22 protein-coding genes and 1 tRNA gene are annotated in these 24,366 nt (G+C 60.0%); all 23 read left to right on the top strand.

What is annotated here, in order from left to right:
- Positions 1-31: 31 nt before the first annotated feature.
- The 23 genes from ACQ4WN_RS15640 (at position 32) to epsI (ending at position 24,308) form a co-directional block, all read left to right on the top strand.
- Entirely contained in the window at positions 32-742 is a 711-nt protein-coding gene (locus ACQ4WN_RS15640; protein WP_436552374.1) for a response regulator, read from the top strand.
- A gap of 93 nt (positions 743-835) precedes the next feature.
- Positions 836-2,455 (top strand): AMP-binding protein, encoded by a 1,620-nt coding sequence (locus tag ACQ4WN_RS15635; RefSeq protein ID WP_436552373.1) that lies wholly within the window; start codon positions 836-838, stop codon positions 2,453-2,455.
- A complete protein-coding gene (locus ACQ4WN_RS15630) occupies positions 2,452-4,833 on the top strand; it encodes a bifunctional salicylyl-CoA 5-hydroxylase/oxidoreductase (RefSeq protein WP_436552372.1) in 2,382 nt (793 codons plus the stop codon). The genes ACQ4WN_RS15635 and ACQ4WN_RS15630 overlap by 4 nt, the downstream gene beginning before the upstream one ends.
- A 1-nt stretch (position 4,834) precedes the next feature.
- Positions 4,835-5,635, top strand: coding sequence for an SDR family NAD(P)-dependent oxidoreductase (locus tag ACQ4WN_RS15625; RefSeq protein ID WP_436552371.1), 801 nt, complete (start codon positions 4,835-4,837; stop codon positions 5,633-5,635).
- Positions 5,636-5,647: 12 nt separating this feature from the next.
- A complete protein-coding gene (locus tag ACQ4WN_RS15620; RefSeq protein ID WP_436552370.1) occupies positions 5,648-6,160 on the top strand; it encodes a MarR family winged helix-turn-helix transcriptional regulator in 513 nt (170 codons plus the stop codon).
- A 2-nt stretch (positions 6,161-6,162) separates the two neighbouring features.
- Positions 6,163-7,017: an enoyl-CoA hydratase family protein gene (locus ACQ4WN_RS15615; RefSeq protein ID WP_436552369.1), complete on the top strand. Its 855-nt coding sequence runs from the start codon at positions 6,163-6,165 to the stop codon at positions 7,015-7,017.
- Positions 7,018-7,021: 4 nt separating this feature from the next.
- Positions 7,022-8,182, top strand: a complete 1,161-nt coding sequence (locus ACQ4WN_RS15610; RefSeq protein ID WP_436552368.1) for an acyl-CoA dehydrogenase family protein — start codon at positions 7,022-7,024, stop codon at positions 8,180-8,182.
- Positions 8,183-8,226: 44 nt separating this feature from the next.
- On the top strand, positions 8,227-8,619 hold the full coding sequence (locus tag ACQ4WN_RS15605) for a RidA family protein (RefSeq protein WP_436511602.1): 393 nt from the start codon (positions 8,227-8,229) through the stop codon (positions 8,617-8,619).
- 123 nt (positions 8,620-8,742) lie between these two features.
- A complete protein-coding gene (locus tag ACQ4WN_RS15600) occupies positions 8,743-9,501 on the top strand; it encodes a PEP_CTERM-anchored TLD domain-containing protein (protein WP_436552367.1) in 759 nt (252 codons plus the stop codon).
- 28 nt (positions 9,502-9,529) lie between these two features.
- Positions 9,530-9,700, top strand: coding sequence for a hypothetical protein (locus ACQ4WN_RS15595; RefSeq protein WP_436552366.1), 171 nt, complete (start codon positions 9,530-9,532; stop codon positions 9,698-9,700).
- Between the two features lie 35 nt (positions 9,701-9,735).
- Entirely contained in the window at positions 9,736-11,208 is a 1,473-nt protein-coding gene (locus tag ACQ4WN_RS15590; protein ID WP_436552365.1) for an MBOAT family O-acyltransferase, read from the top strand.
- Positions 11,209-11,216: 8 nt separating this feature from the next.
- Positions 11,217-12,284, top strand: coding sequence for a hypothetical protein (locus ACQ4WN_RS15585; RefSeq protein WP_436552364.1), 1,068 nt, complete (start codon positions 11,217-11,219; stop codon positions 12,282-12,284).
- 76 nt (positions 12,285-12,360) lie between these two features.
- Positions 12,361-12,435 (top strand) — tRNA-Arg (locus ACQ4WN_RS15580).
- A 172-nt stretch (positions 12,436-12,607) separates the two neighbouring features.
- On the top strand, positions 12,608-14,500 hold the full coding sequence (locus tag ACQ4WN_RS15575; RefSeq protein ID WP_436552363.1) for an ATP-binding cassette domain-containing protein: 1,893 nt from the start codon (positions 12,608-12,610) through the stop codon (positions 14,498-14,500).
- Between the two features lie 176 nt (positions 14,501-14,676).
- On the top strand, positions 14,677-15,339 hold the full coding sequence (locus ACQ4WN_RS15570; protein WP_436552362.1) for a CAAX prenyl protease-related protein: 663 nt from the start codon (positions 14,677-14,679) through the stop codon (positions 15,337-15,339).
- A gap of 40 nt (positions 15,340-15,379) precedes the next feature.
- The gene (gene epsL, locus ACQ4WN_RS15565) at positions 15,380-16,618 is read left to right on the top strand and encodes an XrtB/PEP-CTERM-associated polysaccharide biosynthesis outer membrane protein EpsL (protein WP_436552361.1); all 1,239 of its coding nucleotides are present in this window, start codon (positions 15,380-15,382) and stop codon (positions 16,616-16,618) included.
- A gap of 8 nt (positions 16,619-16,626) precedes the next feature.
- Complete coding sequence (locus ACQ4WN_RS15560; protein ID WP_436552360.1) at positions 16,627-18,009, top strand: undecaprenyl-phosphate glucose phosphotransferase; 1,383 nt, start codon at positions 16,627-16,629, stop codon at positions 18,007-18,009.
- Between the two features lie 510 nt (positions 18,010-18,519).
- On the top strand, positions 18,520-19,524 hold the full coding sequence (locus ACQ4WN_RS15555; RefSeq protein ID WP_436552359.1) for an EpsD family peptidyl-prolyl cis-trans isomerase: 1,005 nt from the start codon (positions 18,520-18,522) through the stop codon (positions 19,522-19,524).
- A 54-nt stretch (positions 19,525-19,578) separates the two neighbouring features.
- On the top strand, positions 19,579-20,367 hold the full coding sequence (gene epsE / locus ACQ4WN_RS15550; RefSeq protein ID WP_436552358.1) for a polysaccharide export protein EpsE: 789 nt from the start codon (positions 19,579-19,581) through the stop codon (positions 20,365-20,367).
- Positions 20,368-20,427: 60 nt separating this feature from the next.
- Positions 20,428-21,837, top strand: a complete 1,410-nt coding sequence (epsF, locus tag ACQ4WN_RS15545; RefSeq protein ID WP_436552357.1) for a chain length determinant protein EpsF — start codon at positions 20,428-20,430, stop codon at positions 21,835-21,837.
- Positions 21,838-21,859: 22 nt separating this feature from the next.
- On the top strand, positions 21,860-22,732 hold the full coding sequence (gene epsG / locus ACQ4WN_RS15540) for a chain length determinant protein tyrosine kinase EpsG (RefSeq protein WP_436552356.1): 873 nt from the start codon (positions 21,860-21,862) through the stop codon (positions 22,730-22,732).
- Positions 22,732-23,628, top strand: a complete 897-nt coding sequence (gene xrtB / locus ACQ4WN_RS15535) for an exosortase B (RefSeq protein ID WP_436552355.1) — start codon at positions 22,732-22,734, stop codon at positions 23,626-23,628. The genes epsG and xrtB overlap by 1 nt, the downstream gene beginning before the upstream one ends.
- Before the next feature lie 26 nt (positions 23,629-23,654).
- Positions 23,655-24,308, top strand: a complete 654-nt coding sequence (epsI, locus tag ACQ4WN_RS15530; RefSeq protein ID WP_436552354.1) for an exosortase-associated protein EpsI, B-type — start codon at positions 23,655-23,657, stop codon at positions 24,306-24,308.
- Positions 24,309-24,366: the final 58 nt, after the last annotated feature.

The raw sequence follows: 24,366 nt of genomic DNA, 5'->3' as shown, positions 1-24,366 counted from the left end.
CACTCTGACGCTGCCGGCAATGGAGAAAGCAATGAAAGTACTGGTGGTTGACGATGATGTCGTGTCGCGCATGGTATTGATGCATCTGATCGACAGCTGCGGCGTGCACGATATCGTGGAAGCCGAGGATGGCGCGGCGGCATGGGCGCAGCTCGAAGGTGGCTTGCGCCCGTCGCTGTGCTTTTGCGATTTGCGCATGCCGCGCCTGTCCGGCATGGAGTTGCTGCAGAAAATCCGCGCCGACAGCGCGCTCGATGCCATGCCGCTGGTGCTGGTGTCGTCGGCCAATGACCAGGACACGGTGCGTGACGCCGTGCAGGCCGGTGCTGCGGGCTATATCGTCAAACCCTTCCAGCCGGAGCAGGTGCGCCAGCATATCGACGCCTGCTTCGACGTCTCCGGGTTGCCGGCCGAGGCGCCGCGCGACACACTGCAGCGGCTCGGCATCGACAGTGAACGCTTGCTGGCCTATCTGACGGGTTTCCAGGGGCAGGTCGGCGCCGCCAGCGAACAGGTCGACGCCTTGCTGACGCGCGGCGAACCGGCCCAGGCGCGCCAGCAGCTCGAACGGCTGCACCTCGGTTGCCGTACCCTGGGTTTGCATGGCGCGGAGGCTGGCATGAGCGCACTACTGCAGTCGGCGGTGCTCGATGGCGGCCAGATACAGGCGGCGCTGGCCGCGCTGGCGCGTAGCGTGTCGCAGCAGGCGCGCCTGCTGCGACAGCAGGGCGGGATCGACTGAATTTGCTGTTTTCCGCTTGCCGGGAAAATACTTTAGGTTTAAAGTATCTGCTTCCGGGCCCTGTGCACGCGCCCGCTACCAGCCAGGATGAGCATGAGCAGCGACCCTTCGCCTAGCACCGCATCTCCCCAGGACGACTTTGCGCGCGCGCACCTGCCGCCGCGCGCTCTCTGGCCGCAGTTGTGCCTGGACTTGCCCGAGCTGCAGTATCCGGCGCGCCTGAACTGCGTTGCCGCGCTGCTCGATGCCGCCGTGGCCAACGGCGGCGGCGCGCGCACCGCCATCCTTGCCGACGGCCAGCGCTGGACTTACGCACAGCTGGCGCGCCAGGTTGACCGCATTGCTCACGTGCTGCGGACGGACCTGCGCCTGATCCCCGGCAACCGCGTTCTGCTGCGCGGCGCGAATACCCCCATGATGGCTGCCTGCCTGCTGGCCGTGCTGAAGGCCGGGTGCATCGCCGTGCCCACCATGCCGCTGCTGCGCGCGCGCGAACTGTCCACCATCCTCGCCAAGGCGCAAGTGAACGCCGTGCTGTGCGCGCAGGGCTTGCGCGCGGAACTCGATGCCGTGCCTGGCCTGCCGCCCATGCTGTGCTTTGGTGCCGATGGCGCCGACCTGGAGCAGCGCATGTCTGCCCACGTCGAGCCATTTTCCGCATGCGACACGGCGGCCGACGACGTCTGCCTGATCAGCTTTACCTCGGGCACGACAGGCGTCCCCAAAGGCACCATGCACATGCACCGCGACCTGCTGGCCATTTGCGACTGCTTTCCCCGCTCCATGCTGCAGGTGCGCGCCGACGATATTTTCATCGGCACGCCGCCGCTGGCGTTCACCTTCGGCCTGGGCGGCTTGCTGCTGTTTCCCCTGCGCTTTGGCGCTTGCGCCGTGCTGCTGGAAAAACTCACGCCCGAGGCCCTGCTGCGCGCCATCGGTGCATACCAGGCCACGATCTGCTTCACGGCGCCCACCTTTTACCGCCAGATGGCGCCCCTGGCCGCGCAGCACGACCTGCGCAGCCTGCGCCTGTCCGTCTCGGCCGGCGAGGCGCTGCCGCTGGCCACGCGCGACGCCTGGCAGGCGGCGACGGGTCTTGCCATGACGGACGGCATCGGCGCCACCGAGATGCTGCACATCTTCATCTGCGCCACGGGCGAGGGCATACGCCGCGGCGCCATCGGCAAGGCCATTCCCGGCTACCAGGCGTGCATCGTCGACGATGCGGGCGTGCCGCAGCCGCCCGGCGTGACGGGCCGCCTGGCCGTGAAAGGCCCCACCGGTTGCCGCTACCTGTCCGACCCGCGCCAGCGCGAGTATGTGCAGAACGGCTGGAACCTGACGGGCGACACCTTCGAAATGGATGGCGACGGCTATTTCTATTATCGCTCGCGCAGCGACGACATGATCGTCTCGGCCGGCTACAACATCGCCGGCCCGGAAGTGGAAGAGGCGCTGCTGCGCCACCCGGCCGTGGCCGAATGCGGCGTGGTCGGGCGCGCCGATGCCGAGCGTGGTCAGATCGTCGAGGCGCACGTGGTACTGAAAGATGGCTACCAGGCCAGCGACGCGCTGGCAGCCGAACTGCAGGACTTCGTGCGCCAGCAGATCGCCCCGTATAAATATCCGCGCGCCATCCGTTTCCTGCCTTCCCTGCCGCGCACGGAAACGGGCAAGCTGCAGCGCTTCAAACTTCGCACGGACATCCCATGAATATTGTCTGCATCGGCGGCGGCCCCGCCGGCCTGTATTTCAGCCTGCTCATGAAAAAGCAGAACCCGGAGCACCGCATCACGGTCATCGAGCGCAACCGTCCGTATGACACGTTTGGCTGGGGCGTGGTGTTTTCCGACCAGACCCTGGGCAACCTGGCCAATGCCGACGAGCCGACGGCACGCGCCATCCTGCAGGCGTTCAACCACTGGGACGATATCGAGATCCACTTCAAGGGTGAGACCGTGCGTTCCGGTGGCCATGGCTTTTGCGGCATCGGCCGCAAGCGGCTGCTCAATATCCTGCAGGCACGCTGCGAGGAACTCGGCGTGCAGCTGCTGTTCGAGACGGAAGTGCAGGACGACCAGGCCATCGCGCGCCAGTACGGTGCCGACCTGGTGATCGCCAGCGATGGCTTGAACAGCCGCATCCGCACGCGTTATGCGGCCAGCTACCAGCCCGAGATCGACCAGCGTCATTGCCGCTTCGTCTGGCTGGGCACGCGCAAGAAATTCGAGGCCTTCACATTTGCCTTTCGCCAGACGCCATACGGCTGGTTCCAGGCGCATATCTATCAATATGACGGCGATACCTCGACCTTCATCGTCGAAACGCCGGAACACGTGTGGCGCGCGGCGGGGTTGGATGCCATGACTCAGGAAGAGGGCATCGCCTTTTGCGAAGCGCTGTTCGCCGAGGAACTCGATGGCCAAGGTTTACTGAGCAATTCGCCGCACTTGCGCGGCTCGGCCCAGTGGATCACCTTCCCGCGCATCGTCTGCCGGCAATGGGTGCATCACCAGGACGGCGTGCCCGTCGTGCTGATGGGCGACGCGGCCCACACGGCGCATTACTCGATTGGCTCCGGCACCAAGCTGGCGCTGGAAGACGCCATCGAGCTGGCGCGCTGCTTTGGCCAGCATGCCGATACCGATGCCGCGCTGGCCGCCTACCAGCAGCTGCGCGCCATCGAGGTGCTGAAAATCCAGAGCGCGGCGCGCAATTCCATGGAATGGTTTGAAAACGTCGAGCGCTACAGCGCCATGGAAGCGCCGCAGTTTGCCTATTCCATGCTCACGCGCAGCCAGCGCATCTCGCATGAAAACCTGCGCCTGCGCGATCCCGCGTACGTGGCCGATTACGAACGGTGGCTGGCGCGGCGCGCGGGCGAGCAGGCCGGCGTGGAGATGCGGGATGAGGCTTTGCCGCCCATGCTCACGCCGTTCAGGCTGCGCGGCGTGCTGCTGAAAAACCGCATCGCCGTCTCGCCGATGGCGCAGTACAGCGCCGTCGATGGCGTGGCGGGCGACTATCATCTGATGCACCTGGGCGCGCGCGCCATGGGCGGCGCGGGACTGGTTTTTGCCGAAATGACCTGCGTGTCGGCCGACGCGCGCATCACGCCCGCCTGCCCCGGCATGTACAGCGAAGCGCACACGCAGGCCTGGCGGCGCATCGTCGATTTCGTGCATGCCAGCAGCGATGCGAAGATCGCCCTGCAGCTGGGCCACGCGGGGCCGAAAGGCTCGACGCGCCCCATGTGGGATGGTATCGACCTGCCTTTGAAAGAGGACAACTGGCCGCTGCTGGCCGCCTCGGAACAGCAGTACCTGGCCGGCGTGTCGCAGGTGGCCCGCGCTGCCACGGAAAGCGACCTGGCGTGCATCGAACAGGACTTCGTGCGCGCCACGCTGGCTGCGGCCGTCGCCGGTTTCGACTGGCTGGAATTGCATTGCGCGCATGGTTATCTGCTGTCGAGTTTTATCTCGCCGCTGACCAACCGCCGCACGGACGAATATGGCGGCAGCCTGGAAAACCGCTGCCGTTATCCCTTGCGCGTGTTTCGCGCGATGCGTGCCGCCTGGCCGCAGGACAAGCCGATGAGTGTGCGCATCTCGGCCCACGACTGGGTCGAAGGCGGCATCACGCCCGACGATGCGGTCGACATCGCGCGCCTGTTCAAACAGGCCGGCGCCGACCTGATCGACTGTTCCTCGGGTCAGGTCAGCAAGCGGGAACAGCCGGTATATGGGCGCATGTTCCAGGCGCCGTTCGCCGACCGCGTGCGCAACGAGGCGGGCATCGCCAGCATGGCCGTTGGCTCCATCTTCGAAGCCGATCATGCCAACAGCATCATCGCCGCCGGGCGCGCCGACCTGTGCGCCGTGGGCCGGCCGCACCTGGCCAACCCGGCCTGGACCCTGACGGAGACGGCGCGCATCGGCTACAGCGGCGCCGGGGAAGGCGCAACCTGGCCGAAACAGTACCGGCCGGGCCAGCAGCAGCTGGAACGCAATCTGCAGCGCGAGCGCCAACTGGCCGCCGCCAATACGGGCCTCACCCCGCAACAGGTGGCCGCGCGGCTGCTGGAAGGATGACATGAGCAAGCAAACATTGATAGGCGCGTTATCAGGAAAACATGCGCTGGTGACGGGCGCCGGCAGCGGCATCGGCCTGGCGTGCGCGGGCGCCTTGCTGGATGCGGGCGCCCGGGTCACCCTGGCCGGGCGCGGCGGCGCGCGGCTGGCGCGCGCACGCATGCAGCTGGAAGAGGGCGGTCACGCAGGCAGGGTGGCCATCTGCGTGCTCGACGTGAGCGTGGAAGCATCCGTGCAAGCGGGCTTCGCGCAGGCCGCCGCGCATTTCGGCTGCATCGATATATTGATCAATAACGCGGGGCAGGCGCATGCGGCGCCGTTCGGCAAGACGGACGCCGCCATCTGGCAGCAGATGCTGGCCGTGAACCTGACGGGCGTTTTCCACTGCTGCCAGGCGGCCATGCCGGCCATGCTGGAGGCGGGCTGGGGGCGCATCGTTAACGTGGCGTCGACGGCGGGCCTGAAAGGCTATCGCTATGTCAGCGCCTACGTCGCCGCCAAGCATGGCGTGATCGGCCTGACGCGCGCGCTGGCGCTGGAAGCGGCGCCGCGTGGCGTCACCGTCAACGCCGTCTGCCCTGGTTACACGGAAACGGAGATGGTGGCGCAGGCCGTGCAGAATATCGTGCGCAAGACGGGGCGCGGCGAAGACGCGGCGCGCGCGGAACTGGCAGTGGCCAATCCGCAGCAGCGTCTGGTGCAGCCACAGGAAGTGGCCGATGCGGTGGCCTGGCTATGCCTGCCCGCGTCGGCTGCCATGAATGGACAATCGATCGCCGTCGCCGGCGGTGAAGTCATGTAGACAATGGATAAAATGGACAATGAACGCGACCTCCCGCAGGCCGAACCGGTGCTGGACCTGGCCAGCCGCCTGACGCAAGATCACCACCAGTCGCTCAAGCTGTGGCTGCGCATGCTCTCGTGCACGGTGAAAATCGAAAACGAGGTGCGCACGCGCTTGCGCGCCAGCTTCGGCATTACCTTGCCCCGCTTTGATTTGATGGCGCAGCTCGAGCGCTTTCCCGATGGCTTGCGCATGGGTGAACTGTCCAAGCGCATGATGGTCACAGGTGGCAATATCACGGGCATCACCGACCAGCTGGAGCAGGAAAAACTGGTGGTGCGCGTGGTCGATCCGAAAGATCGCCGCTCGTACAGCGTCAAGCTGACGCCAGCGGGCCGGCGCGCCTTTGACGAAATGGCGCGCGTGCACGAAGGCTGGATCGCCGAACTGCTGCAGGGCGTGACGCCGGACGATAAAACCCAATTAATCGAACTGCTGTCGCAGATGAAACAGCAGCTCAATGACATTTCCATAAAGGACTGACCATGCGCCATCTACCCGGCCAGCCGCAAGACCTGCCAGGCAACCGCGCCAGCCTGGCCAACTACGTCGCGCGGCATTTTCTGTTTGCCGTCGACGCCGGCGTCGCCACCTTGACCTTGCACCGGCCCGAGCGCAAGAATCCGCTCACCTTCGATTCGTATGCGGAATTGCGCGAGCTGTTTCGCGCGCTGGCGCATGCGGACGACGTCAAGGCCGTGGTGATCACTGGCAGCGGCGGCAATTTCTGCTCGGGCGGCGACGTGCACGACATCATCGGCCCGCTGACGCAGCTCGACATGCCCGGCCTGCTGGCGTTTACGCGCATGACGGGCGACGTGGTGAAAGCCATGCGCGCCTGCCCGCAGCCCATCATCGCCGCCATCGACGGCATTTGCGCGGGCGCCGGCGCCATGCTGGCGCTGGCCTCCGATATCCGCATCGGCACGACGCGCAGCAAGACGGCCTTCTTATTTACCCGCGTGGGCCTGGCCGGTTGCGACATGGGCGCCTGCGCCTTGCTGCCGCGCGTGATCGGCCAGGGCCGCGCCGCCGAACTGCTGTACACGGGCCGCTCCTTGCCGGGGGCGGAAGCCGAGCGCTGGGGCTGGCTCAACCGCCTGGTCGAGCCGGAGGAATTGGGCGAAGCGGCGCAGCTGTTCGCTGCCGGTCTGGCCAGCGGCCCCACCTTCGCGCACGGCATGACAAAGAAAATGCTGCAGCAGGAGTGGAACATGGGTGTCGACGAAGCCATCGAGGCGGAAGCGCAGGCACAGGCCATTTGCATGGCCACCAACGATTTCCACCGCGCCTATCACGCCTTCGTGGCAAAGGAAAAACCGCAATTCGAGGGCGATTAAGACGATGAAAAATACGCGCGACACGACTTACCTGGACTGGCCGTTTTTCGAGGCGCGCCATGCCGAACTTGAACGCGATCTCGATGCCTGGGCAGCGCAGCACCTCAGCGATGCCCATGGCGCCGACGTCGATGCGGCTTGCCGCGCGCTGGTGGCCCAATTGGGGCAGGGCGGCTGGCTCGCGCATGCCACGGGCAGCGACGGCAAGATCGACACGCGCGCCATTTGCCTGATGCGCGAAACCCTGGCGCGCCACAATGGCCTGGCCGATTTCGCCTTCGCCATGCAGGGCCTGGGGGCGGGCGCCATCGGCCTGTTCGGCAGCGAGCAGAACAAGGCGCGCTATCTGCCGGACGTGGCCAGCGGCAAGCGTATCGCCGCCTTTGCCCTGTCCGAGCCGCAGGCCGGATCGGATGTGGCGGCCATGGCGTGCGCGGCGCGCCGCGACGGCGACGCGTATGTGCTCGACGGCGAAAAGACGTGGATTTCGAACGGCGGTATCGCCGACTTTTACGTGGTGTTCGCCCGCACGGGCGAAGCGCCTGGCGCGCGCGGCATCAGTGCCTTCATCGTCGATGCCGACAATCCCGGGCTGGAGATCGCCGAGCGCATTGCGGTGATCGCTCCCCATCCGCTGGCGCGCCTGCGCTTTGCCAATTGCCGCGTGCCTGTGTCGCAGCGCCTGGGCGAGGCGGGGCAGGGCTTCAAGGTGGCGATGGCGACACTGGACGTGTTCCGCACGTCGGTGGCCGCCGCCGCCCTGGGCTTTGCGCGGCGCGCCTTCGATGAAGCGCTGCGCCACGCGACAAAGCGCCAGATGTTCGGCCAGACCCTGGCGGACTTCCAGCTGACGCAGGCCAAGCTGGCGCAGATGGCCACCGGCATCGACGCCGCCGCGCTGCTCACCTACCGCGCCGCCTGGCAGCGCGACCAGGGCCGCAAGGTGACGAAGGAAGCGGCCATGGCCAAGCTGACGGCCACGGAAACGGCGCAGCAGGTGATCGACGCGGCCGTGCAGATGTTCGGCGGCATGGGTGTGGTCAGTGGGCACCCGGTCGAGTGCCTGTACCGGGAAATTCGCGCCTTGCGCATCTACGAGGGGGCCAGCGAGGTACAGCAATTGATCATCGCGCGCGAATTGCTGCGCGAGGCGGCCAACGCATGAACGGCATGAACGGCATGAACCGCATGAACAACGAGGAGAACAAGATGCAAGTGCTGCAACCACCGGGATGGGCCAGGCCGCGCGGCTATGCGAATGGTGTGGCCGCCAGCGGACGCACGGTGTACGTCAGCGGCATGATAGGCTGGGATGCACAGGGCCAGTTTCACACGGACGATTTCGCGGGGCAGGTGCGTCAGGCGCTGCAAAATATCGTCGCCGTGCTGGCCGAGGCGGGCGCCTTGCCTGAGCACATCGTGCGCATGAACTGGTATGTGCTCGACAAGAAGGAATATGTGGCGGCGTACCCGCAAATCGGCGTGGCCTATCGGGAAATTATCGGCAAGCACTACCCGTCCATGACGGCGGTGCAGGTCGCCGGCCTGATCGAGGATCGCGCACGCGTGGAAATCGAGGTGACGGCGGTGCTGCCTGTTTAAATTTCTGCTAAGAAATATTGTGTTTTGATATCTCAATTATAAATATAAAAATACCATCTATCGTGTTATATTGGTAATCTTAAGTGGTGCGTCGTTTTACAATATTGACAGTTGAGGTGCAAGATGCAAAACAATTTCAGAGCAGCAAGAAGTATGGCGCTGGCCGTGAGCTGTGTGTGTATGTGCCTGGATGCCCAGGCCGATTCCGGTACGTCATTACTTTCCCCCGGCTATCAGACGCAACTGGAGAACTGGCTCGGTGAAGGCCAGTTGTCCTTGACGAATATTTATACCAAGACGGCCGGTGATACTTCGCTGGATTTTCACAAGGCGTCCGATGCAAAGGGGCGCACTTTTTCTGTCATGGAGGCAACTAACAGCTCTGGGCAGACCTGGCTCGTCGGTGGTTATAATCCGCAAAGCTGGAGTTCCACCGATGGCATGCATGTGACGATGGACGATAGTTCCCGCACCGCCTTCCTGTTCAACTTGACGAGCGGTGTCATGCTTCCGCAATTGAAGCAGTATTTCAATGGCGATGGGATCGGCAAAGATCAAACGTACAACAATGCCGATTACGGCCCCACCTTCGGCTACGGACATGATTTGTATGTTCCGCGGGATCTGACGAACGGCGGCAGCTCTTTGCTTTACACCTACAATTATCTGGGGCAGCCATCGACTGGCGTCAGTCTGCTCGACGGCTCCATCTGGAAGGGCTACGATGTGACATTTGGTGCCATCCAGATATTTTCCATCAGTGCCGTGCCCGAACCAGCGATGTTGCAGCTGTTGCTGGCAGGCTTGTTGCTTGTCGGCGCAGGCGCCGTGCGGCACAGGAAATTGAGCGTGCAGCCGCTTGCGGCGACGCCTGTCAAGTAAGACAGGACGCTGTTGCGGCATCCGCAGTGTGGCGGAAAATGGTGCGCAGGAATGGTTAACGGCGACGGTGCGCATGGTCGCGGTCGTGCTGCGCATGTTGCAGGTCGTGCGGGCAAGAGCCCGTCTCGTCATGATGATAAAAATAATAGTAAACAAATATCGCCATGAAAAGCATAAACTTGCCATTGCTGATCGCTAAAGCGTTACGTACAAGCAACTTTATGGAATCGCACTGTGCTATTTAATTCATTTCCGTTCTTTCTGGTGTTCTTGCCTTTGGCGCTGCTGGGATACTTTCTCCTGTCAAAATATTCACTGCGCTTATCCATTATTTTCCTGTTGCTGGCCTCGCTTGCATTCTATAGTTACTGGGATGTCGCCTACCTGCCGCTGTTGCTGCTGTCAATCTGCTGCAACTTCACCATTGGCCGAGTCGTCTCGAAACGTCAGGAGACGGGCCGCAAGCGCGAGGCAAAGCGCTGGCTGTGGGCCGGACTCGCCTTCAATTTGTTGTTACTGGTGTTTTTCAAGTATTTTGATTTTGTGATCAGTATTGTTGCCACCTTGACGGGGGCGCCATTCCAGCCCTTGGGAATTACCTTGCCCATTGGTATCTCGTTTTTCACCTTCACTCAAATCGCCTACCTGGTCGATTGCCACGCCGGCAAAGTCAAGGACTATCAGCCGGAAAGCTATGGTTTGTTCGTCACTTACTTTCCTCACCTGATCGCCGGCCCCATCCTGCATCACAAAGAGATGATGCCGCAGTTCGTACAGGCAGAATCGCATGTTTTCAGCCGCGGGCGCCTGATCGTCGGCCTGTCATTCTTCACGATAGGCTTGTTCAAGAAAGTCATTCTGGCCGATGGCATCGCGCGCTATGTCGCTCCCGTCTTCGACCTCCATCACGCCCATTTGAGCATGCTGGAGGCCTGGGCCGGTGCACTGGCATATACCTTCCAGCTGTATTTTGACTTTTCGGCGTATTGCGACATGGCCTATGGCCTGTCGTATATGTTCGGCATTATCTTGCCCATTAACTTTTTCTCGCCATACAAGGCGACCTCGATTATCGATTTCTGGCGCAGATGGCACATCACGCTGTCCAATTTCCTGCGCGATTATCTGTATATCCCCCTGGGCGGCAACCGCAAGGGCGGGTTCTTGCGTTACCGCAACCTCCTGATCACGATGCTGCTGGGCGGACTGTGGCACGGCGCCAACTGGACCTTCGTGGTATGGGGTGGCTTGCATGGCTTGTATCTCATCGTCAACCATGCGCTGCGTCATCTGTTGGGCGAGCGCAGCAACCTGGCGCTACGCGCCGGCGGCGCATTGGCGACGTTTTTTGCTGTGGTGCTGGCCTGGGTGTTTTTTCGCGCGAGTTCCGTCGACGTGGCGCTGGACGTGCTCCAGGCCATGGGCGGCGGCACGCTGACGCCCGCCATGCAGGAAAGCATGCTGGGTGTGAACCGCATCATGCAACTGAGTTCCTGCCTGTGGTGGCTTGGCGTGTGTGCCGCCATCGTTTTCTGCATGCCGAATGTGTATGAGCTGCTGGGGCGAGGCTTGCGCCTGTCGGCGGAGCAGCGACTGGAAAGTGGCCGGGGCAACATCTTGCTCGGGGGCATGTTGATGCTGTGCCTGCTCTTGCTGGCCATTAGCGAGACGCGTGGCGTTTCTGAATTCTTGTATTTTAATTTCTGATAAATAATATGCGCTCCATATTTGCGATAGGCCTGGGTGTGCTGGTTACGGCACTGGCGTTGGAAGCGTTCCTGCAATGCATGCCGGTGGTGTCCGGCTTGCGCATTGAGCAGAGCAGTGAACAGCGTCCGTATGCCCGTTATCTGCCGCAGCAGGAATACGTGTATTCGCACGGCTGGGCCCTGGCGAATGCCCGGCATGGCAAGACGAATCGGCAAGGCTTTACCAATTCCCCTGATTTCAAGGATGATGCTGCCGTTCTTGTCATCGGCGACAGCTTTATTGAAAGCTTGATGCTGGATTATCCGGAAACCCTGCAAGGCCAGTTGAGTCAGGCCCTGGGCGGCGGCGTGTATGCAGCTTCCGCCTCGGGCAACGGGTTTGCCGATGCGCTGGAAGTGTTGCGTTATACGCGTGCGCAGTTGCATCCGCGCACGGTAGTCATGTTTGTCGAGCCGATGGACATGCTGGAGATCCTGGCGCCAGCGCTGCGGGGCCATAGCATGTTTGTCAGCGAGGGGAGCAATATCAAGCTGGTGCATGTTCCCTATGTCGAGTCCAAGGCCAAGCAGCTGGTTGCCTATTCGGCCCTGGCCCGCTACATCTATTACAACTTGAAATTTCCTGACTGGCTGATGAACCAGTTGCACCGCAGCCCCCCTGCCGCGGCGCAGGACTCGGCCGCCGCCGCGCCTGATGCGCGCCGTGCTGCCGCGCTCGAGTACTACATGACACAATTGCGCGTGCTGGGCGGCGCTGGCGATACCCGCTTTATCTTCGTGGTCGATGCTGACCGGAACATGCTGTACGCGCCGCGGAAGGCGGTGCCTAACTGGAAAGCGGGCGATCGCGCATTTTTTATCCAGAGTGCATTGCGACACGGCTATCAGGTGGTGGACATGCAGCCTGTATTCGCGCGCCATTGGCAGCAGCAGCGCGAGCGCATGGATTTCCTGCCGGCGGATGGCCACTGGAACCCGGTGGCGCACAAGCTGGCGGCGCAGCAAATCCTGCCCTTGCTGCCTTCGGCATCGCCCGGTTTGCCAGCACCATTGCGCCAGGTGGCAGGGCACTGATGCGCTGGCCCCACGCACGCGCCCGCTTGCCGGACTGTTAATGGCCGGCACTAGCCTGTATAATGCCGCTGCGCGTGTCGCCATCGTACAATGGATAGTACAAGGTCCTCCTAAGACTTAAATGCAGGTTCGATTCCTGCTGGCGACACCACATTCCACGCAGCGCGCGTCGGCGGCCCGAGTCCATGCGGGTAGCAATTTACTGATCGATGGCGATTGAAGTCCGAGTTATCGGTACAATGCGTGCTTCATTCATCTAATCGGCGGCTGTTTTGCACACCACGCGGTGTGCAGGGAACGGCGCCCGAGCACTCTTACTCATTATGGCTGTCATTTCTCTTTCATCGGCGCAACTTGCGTTCGGTCACGTCGCGCTGCTCGATCACGCGGAATTTTCACTGGAAACCACGGAGCGGGTCGGCTTGATCGGCCGCAACGGCACGGGTAAATCGTCGCTGTTGAAGGTTATTTCGGGCAAGTTCAAGCTCGATGACGGCTTGTTGGTGATGCAGCAAGGCATCAACATCGCCTATGTGGAGCAGGAGCCGCAATTCGACCCGGACATGTCCGTGTTCGACGCCGTCGCTTCCGGCATGGGCGAATCGCAGGCATGGCTCAAGGAATACGATGCGTTGACGGGCCAGTTTGGCCAGGGCAATGACGACGAATTGATGGAGCGCATGCACGACATCCAGGTGAAACTCGATGCGGCCGATGCATGGAGCTTGCCCAACAAGGTGGAAACCGTGCTCGACCGTTTGAACCTGACGGGCGACATGCTGATGAAAACCCTGTCGGGCGGGATGCAAAAGCGTGTGGCGCTGGCGCGCGCGCTGGTGTCGGCGCCCGATGTGCTGCTGCTCGATGAGCCGACCAACCATCTGGACTTCAGCTCCATCCTGTGGCTGGAAGGCTTGCTGCGCGACTTCAAGGGCAGCGTGCTGTTCATTACCCATGACCGCTCCTTCCTCGACAACGTTGCCACGCGCATCATCGAGCTCGACCGTGGCCGCTTGCTGTCGTATCCGGGCAACTTCACGGCTTACCAGACGCGCAAGGCGGAGCAGCTGGAAATCGAAGAAGTGGAAAACTCCAAGTTCGACAAGTTCCTGGCGCAGGAAGAAGTGTGGATACGCAAGGGCGTCAAGGCGCGCCGCGTGCGTGACGAAGGCCGCGTGCGCCGCCTGGAAGCGCTGCGTCTGACGCGCAATGCACGCCGCGACCAGCAGGGACAAGTCAAGCTGGACGTCTCGGCCGGCGAACGTTCGGGCAAGATCGTGGCGGACCTGGAAAACGTCTCGAAGATCTATGGCGACAAGGTCATCGTCAAGGATTTCAGCGCCACCATCTTGCGCGGCGACAAGGTCGGCCTGATCGGCGCCAACGGCGCCGGCAAGACCACCTTGCTGAAGATGATCCTGGGCCAGGAAGAGTCGGACACGGGCACCATCCGCCTGGGTACCAAGCTGCAAGTGGCGTATTTCGACCAGATGCGTACGCAGCTGAACGAAGAAGCGAACCTGATGGAAACCATCGCGCCGGGCAGCGACTGGGTCGAGATCAATGGCCAGCGCCGCCACGTGATGACCTATCTGAACGACTTCCTGTTTGCGCCGGAACGCGCGCGTTCGCCCGTCAAGTCGCTGTCCGGTGGCGAGCGCAACCGTTTGCTGCTGGCGCGCCTGTTCGCCAAGCCGGCCAACGTGCTGGTGCTCGATGAGCCGACCAATGACTTGGATATCGATACCCTGGAATTGCTGGAAGAGTTGCTGGAAGAATACACGGGCACCGTTTTCCTGGTCAGCCATGACCGCACCTTCCTCGACAACGTGGTCACGCAGGTGATCGTCGCCGAAGGCGAGGGCAAGTGGCGTGAATTCGTCGGCGGCTACACGGACTGGGAGCGCGTGCGCACCTTGCCGATCGCCACGGCGCCAGCCAGCAAGCCTGTCGTGAAGGTCGAGGCTGCCGCACCGGCCGCCAAGCAGAAAAAGCTCAGCTACAAGGAACAGCGCGAACTGGAAGAGTTGCCGAAGCTGATCGCCAAGCTGGAAGACGAGCAATCGGTGCTGGCCGCCGAGCTGTCGCACCCGGACTTCTACAAGAAGACGCCGGCCGAAGGCAAGCGCCTGAATGCACGCGTGGCCGAAATCGAAGGCGAACTGCTGGAAGCGCTGGAAAAGTGGGAGCAGATCGAGGCACGCGCCAACGGCTAATGCTTTTTTGCATACCCTGTTGTAATTAAGTCAGGATTATTTGCCACGGCAACAGTCCCGCTTGATATAATTATACAATTATATTTATTACATCGGGGGATGCATGTTTGTCATGAAAAACACGCGCTCCGGACCACCGCGTCCGGCGCGTGGTTCCTCCTCTAATGTGCGGCAATATGTTTGACCGCGCCGCCTTGCCCCGGGTAGCACCCTTCCTGGCCTATCTCTCCTTCATTTTCATTGCCGACATGCTCGGTCGCCTGGGCGTTGCCGCGCAGGAGTTGCGCTGGCTGTATGCCGTCAAGATCGGCGTCGTGCTGGGCATGTTGTTGTACTGGCGCCGCAGTTACACGGAATTGATGTGGACGCCGTTGGGCGCGCGTGCCATTCTCGGGGCGCTGGTAACGGGGTTTGTTGTTTTTCTGTTGTGGATCAATCTCGACGCCCACTGGATGCGCATTGGCAACCCAGATGGATTCGATCCCCGCAACGATGGCCGTATCGAGTGGAGCCTGGTGCTGCTGCGTATCGCCGGCGCCGCGCTGGTGGTGCCCGTGATGGAGGAGCTGTTCTGGCGCTCCTTCCTGATGCGCTGGATCGACAAGCCGGATTTTTTGCGGGCTGATCCCCGCCTTGTCAGCGCCAGGGCTTTCGTCATCAGCGTGCTGCTGTTTGGTTTTGAACACAATTTATGGCTGGCCGGTATCGTGGCCGGTGCTGCATATAGTTTGTTGTACATGCGTAGCCAGTCCCTGTGGTCGCCTATCCTCGCGCATGGCGTGACGAACGGCGTGCTGGGGTTCTGGATTGTTTCTGGTGGGCACTGGATTTACTGGTAGTATTGCCTATCAACTGTGTGATCTTTCGAAGATAAAATCCATGTTGAATTCCTTGCGTAAAAAAGCCATTGCCGTTGCCGTCTCGGCAAGCCCATGCCTGCACGGCGCACTCTTTCTCGCCAGCACCTTTGCCAGTGGCGCCGCACTGGCCGATATCAGCGACACGATCAAGCCTTTCGTTGCCACGACGTACTCGTACGATGACAACCTGATGCGCTTGCCGGACGATGTACCGGGTTTTTCCGGTCCCCGCTCGGACACGTCGAGGATGCTGCAGGCGGGCTTCCTGTTCAACCGTCCCATCGGCCGCCAGATACTCACGGGCCAGGCCAAGTGGTCGAAGGTGAGCTTCAACCGCTTCAGCCAGTTCGACTACGATGGCAAGGATTACCTGGCCGACCTGGAGTGGCACATCGCCAACCACCTCGAAGGCCATGTGGGCGCCAGTTATTCGCAGAGCCTGACACCGTTCAGCGATTTTCAGACCAACTTGCGCAATTTGCGCACGGAGCGCCAAGAGTACCTGAATGGCGCCTGGCGCTTTCACCCCAGCTGGCGCGTGCGCGGCGGCCTGACGCGCAATCGTTATTCGTACGACTTGCCATCGCAGGCTTTTTCCAACTGGACGGAAGACGCGACGGAATTTGGCGTCGACTACCTGGCGCCCAGCAATAGCCGCATCGGCCTGCAGCTGCGTCACTTGAACGGCAACTATCCGAACCGCAATGCATTCGATGCCAGCATTTACGGCAATGGCTATACCCAGGACGAGATCAAGGCAAACGTGTATTGGGAGCTCAGCGGCATTACGCAGGTGGAGTTTCTGGGTGGCTGGGTGCGCCACCGCAACAGCTTGCTGTCCGGGCACGATGCCAGCGGCACGAATGGCCGGCTGAGCGTGTACTGGAAGCCTTTGGGCAAGGTCAATTTCACGGGCGTTGTCTGGCGCGAATTCGGTTCGGTCGACAATTCGCTGGTGACGAGCAGCCTGAACACTGGCGCCAGCCTGGGCGCCACGTGGGCGGCCACGTCGAAGGTGAGCGTCGATGCGCAGCTGCGCCAGGAACGGCGCGATTTCTCTGCCGTCAGCGGCCTGGTGCTGCCTGGGGACGGCCGCGACACCACCCGTACCGCCTCGCTTGGCGCCACGTATGCGCCACATCCGAAAGTCCAGCTTGGCGTGCGCCTGTTTCACGAGCGGCGCGATGGCGTCGCCATCGTCGATAGCGGCGGCTATCGGGCCAAGGGCATTTCCTTCAATGGCAGCGTACAGTTTTAAAGATCAACATGACTGTCAATGATATACCTCTGATTTCGTTTTTTCAGCGCGTCCTCGATCCGATGATCATCATGGGCTTGCTGTACGTGATGACGGTCCTGTCAGGTTCGCCATTTACCGGCTATACGCTGGTGTTGATGATACTTGCCGTTTTCATTGCGTCGACGGTATTCCATCACGTCGATCCTTACCGTACCTGGCGCAGCGGGCGCATGTTGGCGTATGCGCGCGATATTCTGGTGGCCTGGACGATCACCGCGCTCATTCTGACCTTCCTCGGCTCGGCCACGGGCCTCACTTATCACTTTGATACGCAGGTGGTGCTGGCCTGGTTCATCCTCACGCCCTTCGTGCTGCTGGCCGGGCACCTGGCCGGGCGCAAATTCAGCCTGCGTCCGGACGGCGACAGCGAAGTGCGCTCGGTGGTCATCATCGGTGCCAATGACGCCAGCCTGAAGTTTGCCACCATCATCGAGCGCAATCCGAATCTCTTCATGAGCGTGCGCGGCTTTTTCGACGATCGCACAGATGACCGCTGGCCGGAGAAGATGCGCGAGCCCATGCTGGGTAAAATGAGCGATATTGCCGCCTATGTGCGCGAACACAATATCAAGATGATATTCATCAGCCAGCCGATTTCGGCCCAGCCGCGCATCCGCAAGATGCTCGATGAGCTCGAAGATACGACGGCTTCCGTGTACTTTTTGCCCGATATTTATATTTTCGACCTGATGCAGGCGCGTTTCGACAACGTGGGCGGCATGCCGGTGATCGCCATCCGCGAGTCACCGTTCACGGGCTTTAACAGCATGGTCAAGCGCAGTAGCGATATCGTGCTGGGTTTATTGATCCAGATTATGTTGCTGCCGGTGATGCTGGTCATCGCCATCGCCGTCAAGTTGACGTCGAAGGGGCCCGTGATTTTTCGCCAGCGCCGCTATGGCCTGTATGGCGAGGAGATTATTGTCTATAAATTTCGTTCAATGACGGTGAGCGAAGATGGCGACAAGGTGGTGCAAGCCACCAGGAATGACCAGCGCCTGACCTCTATTGGCGCTTTTCTGCGCAAGAGTTCGCTTGACGAATTACCGCAGTTTATCAACGTGTTGCAAGGGCGTATGAGTATCGTCGGGCCGCGTCCGCATGCGGTAGCGCACAACGAACAGTACCGCAAGTTGATCAAAGGCTACATGCTGCGCCACAAAGTCAAACCTGGCATCACGGGATGGGCGCAAGTCAATGGCTTGCGCGGCGAGACGGAGACCTTGGACAAGATGGAGGCACGCATTCATTTTGACCTCGATTACTTGCGTAGCTGGTCATTATGGCTCGATTTGTGGATCATCATGCGGACCGTGAAGGTGGTGCTGAAACGCGATAATGCACATTGACAGGACGGGGGAGGGGGAAGGATTTGTTTTGCGCTCAGTCAATACGCGATAAAATATGCGCAGACAGGTCATCCTCGGGATTACCTGCAGCCCCCGCCTCTGACGAGTGCTTATGCTTGCTATGCATTCGCAACTTGTACCGACTCTTCCTTGCCTGCATCCACTGCAGGCGACCTGCGGATCAGCTGCATCTGAGCAAGACATGCTGCGTACACTGAAGGCTATTGCTTAAAAAATATTGCACTGTAGGAAGTGGTCCATTCGGGGGGGGCTTTTTCGATAACTCGACACTAGAAACAGTTGTATTAAAACCTTCTTCGTAGATTTTTAAGCAAATAATTTCCCATTTCCTTGTATTTTGTGTATGATATTTTATTATATTGATAATTGTTTGCATCAGGTCACTAATTTCTGAAGATGCGTGTTATTTTAGGCAACCTCCCGATGTCGGAAGGAGATTGCGTAGTGGTAATTAGTTGCGTTTTTGGACGCTAAATCGAAGGAGTAATCTTGAATCATTTTCACAACTCTGGTTTGACACTCCGCAGATCAGTCGCCAATACGCGCTTGTCGGGCGTTGCATTGGTCCTCATGGTCGCCGTCGGACTGGCGGCCTGTGGCGGCAAGGAAAAAAGGGTCGGCCAGGCATTGGCGAGCGTCAATGGTGAGGAAATCACGGTATTGCAACTGAATGACGAGTTGCAGCATGCCAATGTACCCGCAGTTCAGCAGGAAGCGGCCAGCAAGCAATTGCTGGAGTCGTTGATCGACCGTCAGTTATTACAAAATGAGGCCGTTAAAGACAAAATCGACCGTGACCCCAAAGTGGTGCAAGCTATTGAGCGTGCCAAGGCCTTGATCGTTGCCCAGGCCTATATGCAAAAACGCATCGGTGTGATTGCCAAGCCAACAGCGGCTGAGGTGGAGGAGTACTTTAACAAGAATCCGCAGTACTTTAGCCAGCGCAAACAGTTTGACATGCGTGAATTGGTTATCGCCTCGGCGGACATGAATGATGCGTTGAAGAAGGCGATGGATCGTGCGAAGTCGCTGGAAGAAGTGGCGGCATGGTTGGACGCCAATCATGTCAAGTATGGCCGTATGCAACTGTCGCGTACCAGTGCCGATCTCGCGCCTGAATTGAGCACCAAGCTGGCGGCGATGCCGGCAGGTCAGCTGTTCATCGTCCGCGAAGGTGAACGCACCTTATTGATTTCTCTGGCCGATATCAAGGATAGCCCGGTGGTTCTGGCGCAAGCGACGCCGCAGATCGAACAATTCCTCTTCAATAAGAAGAACAAGGATGCCGCGCAAGCCGAGCTGAAACGCTTGCGCGCCAGCGCCAAGATCGAATACCTGAACAAGACCGAGAAGTCATCATCCGCATCCGCATCCGCATCCGCATCCGCGGCAGCTGTTTCAGTGCCGGCGGCGGCACCGCCCGTCGCTGCACCACCGGCGCCGGCGGCTGACAATGGCGAGGTGAATGCGCGCGCCGGACTTGGTTTGAAGTAAGTGCAGGCAGGTATTTTGGGGTACAACAGAGTTTTTAAAAGGATAGAGCAAATCATGAAACGACTTGCAATGTGGATGGCAGCTGCACTGATGGCATGCAGCGTTGGTATGGCAGGTGCCGCCGAGGTATTGCTCGGTGCTGGTGATGTGCTGAAGATTTCCGTGTATGGCAGTCCTGATCTTGGCCTGGAAACACGTGTCAGCGAGGCGGGCAACATTACCTTTCCTTTGGTAGGGGCAGTTGCTGTGGGAGGCTTGTCTGTTGCTGCGGCAGAGAAAAAGCTTGGCCAGGCGCTCGAAAGTGGCGGTTTTTTACGCAAGGCTCAAGTCAATATCATTGTGACTGCATTGCAGAGCCAGCAAGTGTCTGTGCTGGGTCAGGTAAATCGCCCTGGTCGCTATCCGATTGAGGGCAAGCGTAGTCTGCTCGATATTCTGGCCATGGCTGGAGGCCAAAGTCCTGACGCCGGAGATGTGGTCAGCCTGATTCGCAAGCGCGCTGATACCACCACCAAAGAGACTGTTGACATCGTCGACATGATGCGTAGTGCAGATCTGGCGCGCGACTTTGACTTGGCTGGCAACGATATCCTGTATGTGGAGCGGGCGCCGCGTTTTTATATTTATGGCGAAGTGCAGCGTCCGGGAGCATTCCGCCTGGAGCGCGCAATGACGGTGTTGCAAGCCCTGTCCGTTGGCGGAGGTTTGACGCAGCGCGGTACGGAGCGTGGCGTGCGCATCAAGCGCCGCGATGCTGCAGGCGTCATGCAAGTGCTCGATGCCAAGCATGACGACATCATTCAAGTTGATGATGTCGTGTATGTCAAAGAAAGTTTGTTTTAAGCTGAATAGTTCCGGCGCGCCGGCCTGACTGGCTTTGTTTTACTGATATGAGAGTTAACCATGAATTTCCACCAGTTTTTGCTCGTCTTGTTTGTCCGCAAACGAATCTTGCTATTCACTTTGCTCATCACGGTCGGGGCGACGGTGGTGGTCAGCCTTATGCTGCCGAAGACCTATAAGGGTACGGCGTCCGTGTTGATTAGCTACAAGGGCGTCGATCCAGTGACCGGACTGGCATTGCCTATGCAGTTGTTGCCGGGCTTTATGTCGACGCAAATCGACATTATCAGCAGCAAGAACGTGGCGCTGAAGGTCGTCGATCAGCTGCGGCTGGCGGAAAGTCCCGCCGTCATTGCCCAGTTCAATGAGGTCACCGAAGGCCAGGGCACCGTACGCGACTGGTTGGCGGATCTGTTGCTGTCCAAGCTGGAAATCGTGCCGTCGCGCGAAAGCAGTGTGGTTGATATCAGCTTCAAGGGCAACGACCCGCAGTTCGTCGCGGCCATCGCCAATGCTTTTGCCGATGAGTACCAAAAAACCAGTATTCAGCTGAAAGTCGATCCGCTGAAAAAGGTGGCCTTGTATTTCAATGAGCAAACGAAATTGTTGCGCGACAGCCTGGAAGCGGCGCAAAGCCGCTTGTCGAAGTACCAGCAAGAGCACGGTATTGTCAGCGTGGATAACCGCCTCGATGTGGAATCGAACCGCTTGAACGATCTATCGGCTCAATTGGTGGCCGTGCAAGGCCTGGCGATGGAGGCGTCGTCGCGCCAGCGCATGGCCGAAGGCAATGCGGGCTCTGAGTCGCCCGATGTGGCGTCGAACCCGCTGGTCCAGAACTTGAAACTGAGCCTGGCAACGGCTGAATCGAGGCTGGCCGAGATGGGACAGCGACTGGGGCGCAATCATCCTCAATACGAAAGCCTGCGCGCCGAGGTCGAACGCATGCGCAGCGAACTGGCTGACAGCACGCGCGTGACGTCAAATTCGGTCAGCAAGAACGCCGGTATCATGCAGCAGCGCGAAGGCTCGGTGCGCGCCGCATTGACGGCACAAAAGAACAAGGTGCTTGAGTTGAACCGTACGCGTGACGAAATGGGCGTCATGCAAAAAGATGTGGAAAGCGCCCAACGTGCCTTCGATATCGCTTCGCAGCGCTTCTCGCAGACCAGTATCGAGGGCAAGTCTGAACAATCCGATATATTTTTGCTCAACCCTGCCGTTGCACCGATCAAGCCTGCTGGCCCAAAAGTCATGTTGAATACGCTGCTGGCCCTGTTCCTGGGCGGCTTGCTCGGTGTGGGCTTTTCCTTGCTGGCGGAAATGCTTGACCGCCGCGTGCGTTCGGAGGCTGACCTCAGCGAATTGTTGCAATTGCCTGTGCTCGGTTCGATCGACTGGAGTGCGCCGACACGTCCGCGCCTGAGCCGATTTAAATTGTTGTTGCCGCGTAGTTTGCGTTTTAATTAAGTAATTAAGTATTGGGGATAATATGAATCCAGCATTGCAACCGCTAGTATCTGCGACGCCGCGGACTGCCGACTCAAGCATCGGTGCACTTTTGCTTTCGTTGGGCAAGATCACGCCTGAAAGTGCCGAACGTGTCCTGCGCATGCAAAAAGAGTTGGGCATACGCTTTGGCGAGGCCGCCCAGCGTCTGGGGCTGGTGACTGAGGCGGATATCCAGCAAGTCCTGGCGCGCCAGTTTGACTATCCCTATCTGCAGCAGGGCGAGGGCAAGTATTCCGACAAGCTGATCGCTGCCTACCAGCCTTTCAGCCCGCAGGTGGAAACCTTGCGTGCCATCCGCAGCCAGCTGATGTTGCGCTGGATGGCGATGGGTCGAAAATCCCTGGTGTTGGTCGGTGTCAATGATGGTGACGGAACCAGCTTGTTTGCTGCCAACCTGGCCGTGGTATTTTCCCAGTTGGGCGAACAGACTTTGCTGGTCGATGCAAATTTGCGTAATCCCAGCCAGCATGAGATTTTCGGCATGGAAGGACGCCAGGGCTTGTCGGACATCCTGGCCGGTCGAGCCGAACGCGATGTGATCACGCGCATCGAATCGTTTGTCGACTTGTCCGTGCTGGGCGCGGGCACCTTGCCGCCGAATCCGCAGGAACTGTTGAGCCGCCCGGCATTTTCCACCTTGCGCACCGAGCTCGAAGCGACGTATGACGTCGTGCTGTATGACTCGGCGGCATTCTCGCTCGGTTCCGATGCGCTGGCCCTGGCCGCACGCACCGGTGGCGTACTGCTGGTGGCACGCAAGAATCACACCCCTGTCGCCGACATCAATGCCATGACTGAAAAGATGTTGCACAGCGGCGCGCAAGTAATCGGCTCGGTGTTGGTGGACTTCTGATGAGTACGAGCGCTCGACCTGACCTTGGGAGTAGCCTGCAAGGCCGCGATTTGCTGCTGGAATGGCTGCCTGTAGTGGTTGGGTTCGCAGTGCTGTATGTGCCATCGTTTTATACTTTGTTTACCGGCATCTGGATGACCGAGGAACAGGCGCACGGTCCCATTATTCTGCTGCTCGCGTTCTGGCTCATCTGGCGCCAGCGCGAACGGATATTGGCCGTTGCGCAATTTAACCGTGCGCCATTGTTTGGCTGGCTGCTTTTCATCGCCGGGCTCCTGATTTATATTGTCGGCCGTTCCCAGCAGATTCTTGCCTTCGAGATTGGCTCATTTGTCATGCTCACGGCTGCCATCCTGGTGCTCAAGCTGGGCGTAGAGGCGCTGCGCGTGGCCTGGTTTCCGTTCTTCTTCATGTTGTTCATGATTCCGCTGCCAAGCTCGGTCGTCAGTGCGCTGACCTTGCCGATGAAGATGGCTGTCTCGTATGTGTGTGAGCATATCCTGTTCTGGTTCGGCTATCCGATCGCACGCACTGGCGTAATTCTGCAGATCGGCCAATACCAGCTTCTGGTCGCTGACGCTTGCGCCGGCCTGCAAACGCTGCTGACGCTGGAAGCGCTTGGCCTGTTTTATCTGAATCTGGTACGTCATACCTCGGCCATCCGCAACATAGGCCTGGCGATCCTGATTATCCCCATTTCCTTTACCGCAAACGTGACGCGCGTGCTCACATTGACGTTGGTCACTTATTATTTCGGCGACGCCGCAGGACAAGGTTTCCTGCATGGTTTTGCGGGGATGGTACTGTTCATTAGCGCGCTGGTGCTGATATTGAGCCTGGACTCCCTGCTGCAATGGCTGGCGCGGTTGTGGCACGCCCGAAAGGTGGCTGCATGAAAAAAAGTACGATGATCAGTTGGTCCATGGCGGCCATGATGCTGGTCGGCGCCTTGTGTACCAAGGCGGTCACTCCCACGATGCGCCTGGCCGATACGCGTCCGCGAGTCATCCTCAGTACGGCGATTCCGGCCAAGTTCGGCGATTGGCAGGAAGATACGACCCAGGTCGCTGCCGTGATCAACCCCACCACGCTCGCAGAACTCAATAAAATTTATGCCGAAACGTTGTCGCGCACTTATGTGAACCAGCAGGGCGAGCGCATCATGCTGTCGATCGCCTATGGTACCAATCAGCGCGACGATCTGTCCGTGCATTTCCCGGAGGGTTGCTATGGCGGACAGGGTTTTGCGGTAGGCGAGACTACCCAGATAGCGTTGCCGACCAAGGCAGGTGCGATTTCCGCGTCCCGCATGGTCGCCACACTCAATAGCCGTATTGAGCCGATCACGTATTGGGTCGTCGTTGGCGACAAGGCCGTACCCACTTTGTGGGCAGTCAAGAAGGCCAAGCTGGCGTATGCCGTGCGGGGCCTGATTCCCGACGCGACGCTGATGCGGGTATCGAGTATCGGCGGCGATACAGAAGAGGGTTATCGTTTGCAGCAGGCGTTTGTTGATCAGTTACTGCAGGCCATGCCGGCGAACTTGCGCCAGCACTTTGCTGGCACCTCGCTGTAACCGGTGCTCTGACAGCGTTTCACCTTATTGAGCCCGGCGTCCACGCCGTGCATGGAAT

It is taken from the genome of Janthinobacterium pasteuri, from assembly GCF_051380775.1.
In the GTDB taxonomy this organism is placed as follows: Bacteria; Pseudomonadota; Gammaproteobacteria; order Burkholderiales; family Burkholderiaceae_D; genus Janthinobacterium.
The sequence above is the reverse complement of the archived record's forward strand: the minus strand, read 5'-3'. Positions and strand labels throughout refer to the sequence as shown.

What these genes read in the sequence shown, in the direction of transcription:
- ACQ4WN_RS15640 (WP_436552374.1), top strand. Translation starts at nt 32, where the DNA reads ATGAAAGTACTGGTGGTTGACGATGATGTCGTGTCGCGCATGGTATTG.
- ACQ4WN_RS15635 (WP_436552373.1), top strand. Translation starts at nt 836, where the DNA reads ATGAGCAGCGACCCTTCGCCTAGCACCGCATCTCCCCAGGACGACTTT.
- ACQ4WN_RS15630 (WP_436552372.1), top strand. Translation starts at nt 2,452, where the DNA reads ATGAATATTGTCTGCATCGGCGGCGGCCCCGCCGGCCTGTATTTCAGC.
- ACQ4WN_RS15625 (WP_436552371.1), top strand. Translation starts at nt 4,835, where the DNA reads ATGAGCAAGCAAACATTGATAGGCGCGTTATCAGGAAAACATGCGCTG.
- ACQ4WN_RS15620 (WP_436552370.1), top strand. Translation starts at nt 5,648, where the DNA reads ATGGACAATGAACGCGACCTCCCGCAGGCCGAACCGGTGCTGGACCTG.
- ACQ4WN_RS15615 (WP_436552369.1), top strand. Translation starts at nt 6,163, where the DNA reads ATGCGCCATCTACCCGGCCAGCCGCAAGACCTGCCAGGCAACCGCGCC.
- ACQ4WN_RS15610 (WP_436552368.1), top strand. Translation starts at nt 7,022, where the DNA reads ATGAAAAATACGCGCGACACGACTTACCTGGACTGGCCGTTTTTCGAG.
- ACQ4WN_RS15605 (WP_436511602.1), top strand. Translation starts at nt 8,227, where the DNA reads ATGCAAGTGCTGCAACCACCGGGATGGGCCAGGCCGCGCGGCTATGCG.
- ACQ4WN_RS15600 (WP_436552367.1), top strand. Translation starts at nt 8,743, where the DNA reads ATGCAAAACAATTTCAGAGCAGCAAGAAGTATGGCGCTGGCCGTGAGC.
- ACQ4WN_RS15585 (WP_436552364.1), top strand. Translation starts at nt 11,217, where the DNA reads ATGCGCTCCATATTTGCGATAGGCCTGGGTGTGCTGGTTACGGCACTG.
- ACQ4WN_RS15575 (WP_436552363.1), top strand. Translation starts at nt 12,608, where the DNA reads ATGGCTGTCATTTCTCTTTCATCGGCGCAACTTGCGTTCGGTCACGTC.
- ACQ4WN_RS15570 (WP_436552362.1), top strand. Translation starts at nt 14,677, where the DNA reads ATGTTTGACCGCGCCGCCTTGCCCCGGGTAGCACCCTTCCTGGCCTAT.
- epsL (WP_436552361.1), top strand. Translation starts at nt 15,380, where the DNA reads ATGTTGAATTCCTTGCGTAAAAAAGCCATTGCCGTTGCCGTCTCGGCA.
- ACQ4WN_RS15560 (WP_436552360.1), top strand. Translation starts at nt 16,627, where the DNA reads ATGACTGTCAATGATATACCTCTGATTTCGTTTTTTCAGCGCGTCCTC.
- epsE (WP_436552358.1), top strand. Translation starts at nt 19,579, where the DNA reads ATGAAACGACTTGCAATGTGGATGGCAGCTGCACTGATGGCATGCAGC.
- epsF (WP_436552357.1), top strand. Translation starts at nt 20,428, where the DNA reads ATGAATTTCCACCAGTTTTTGCTCGTCTTGTTTGTCCGCAAACGAATC.
- epsG (WP_436552356.1), top strand. Translation starts at nt 21,860, where the DNA reads ATGAATCCAGCATTGCAACCGCTAGTATCTGCGACGCCGCGGACTGCC.
- xrtB (WP_436552355.1), top strand. Translation starts at nt 22,732, where the DNA reads ATGAGTACGAGCGCTCGACCTGACCTTGGGAGTAGCCTGCAAGGCCGC.
- epsI (WP_436552354.1), top strand. Translation starts at nt 23,655, where the DNA reads ATGGCGGCCATGATGCTGGTCGGCGCCTTGTGTACCAAGGCGGTCACT.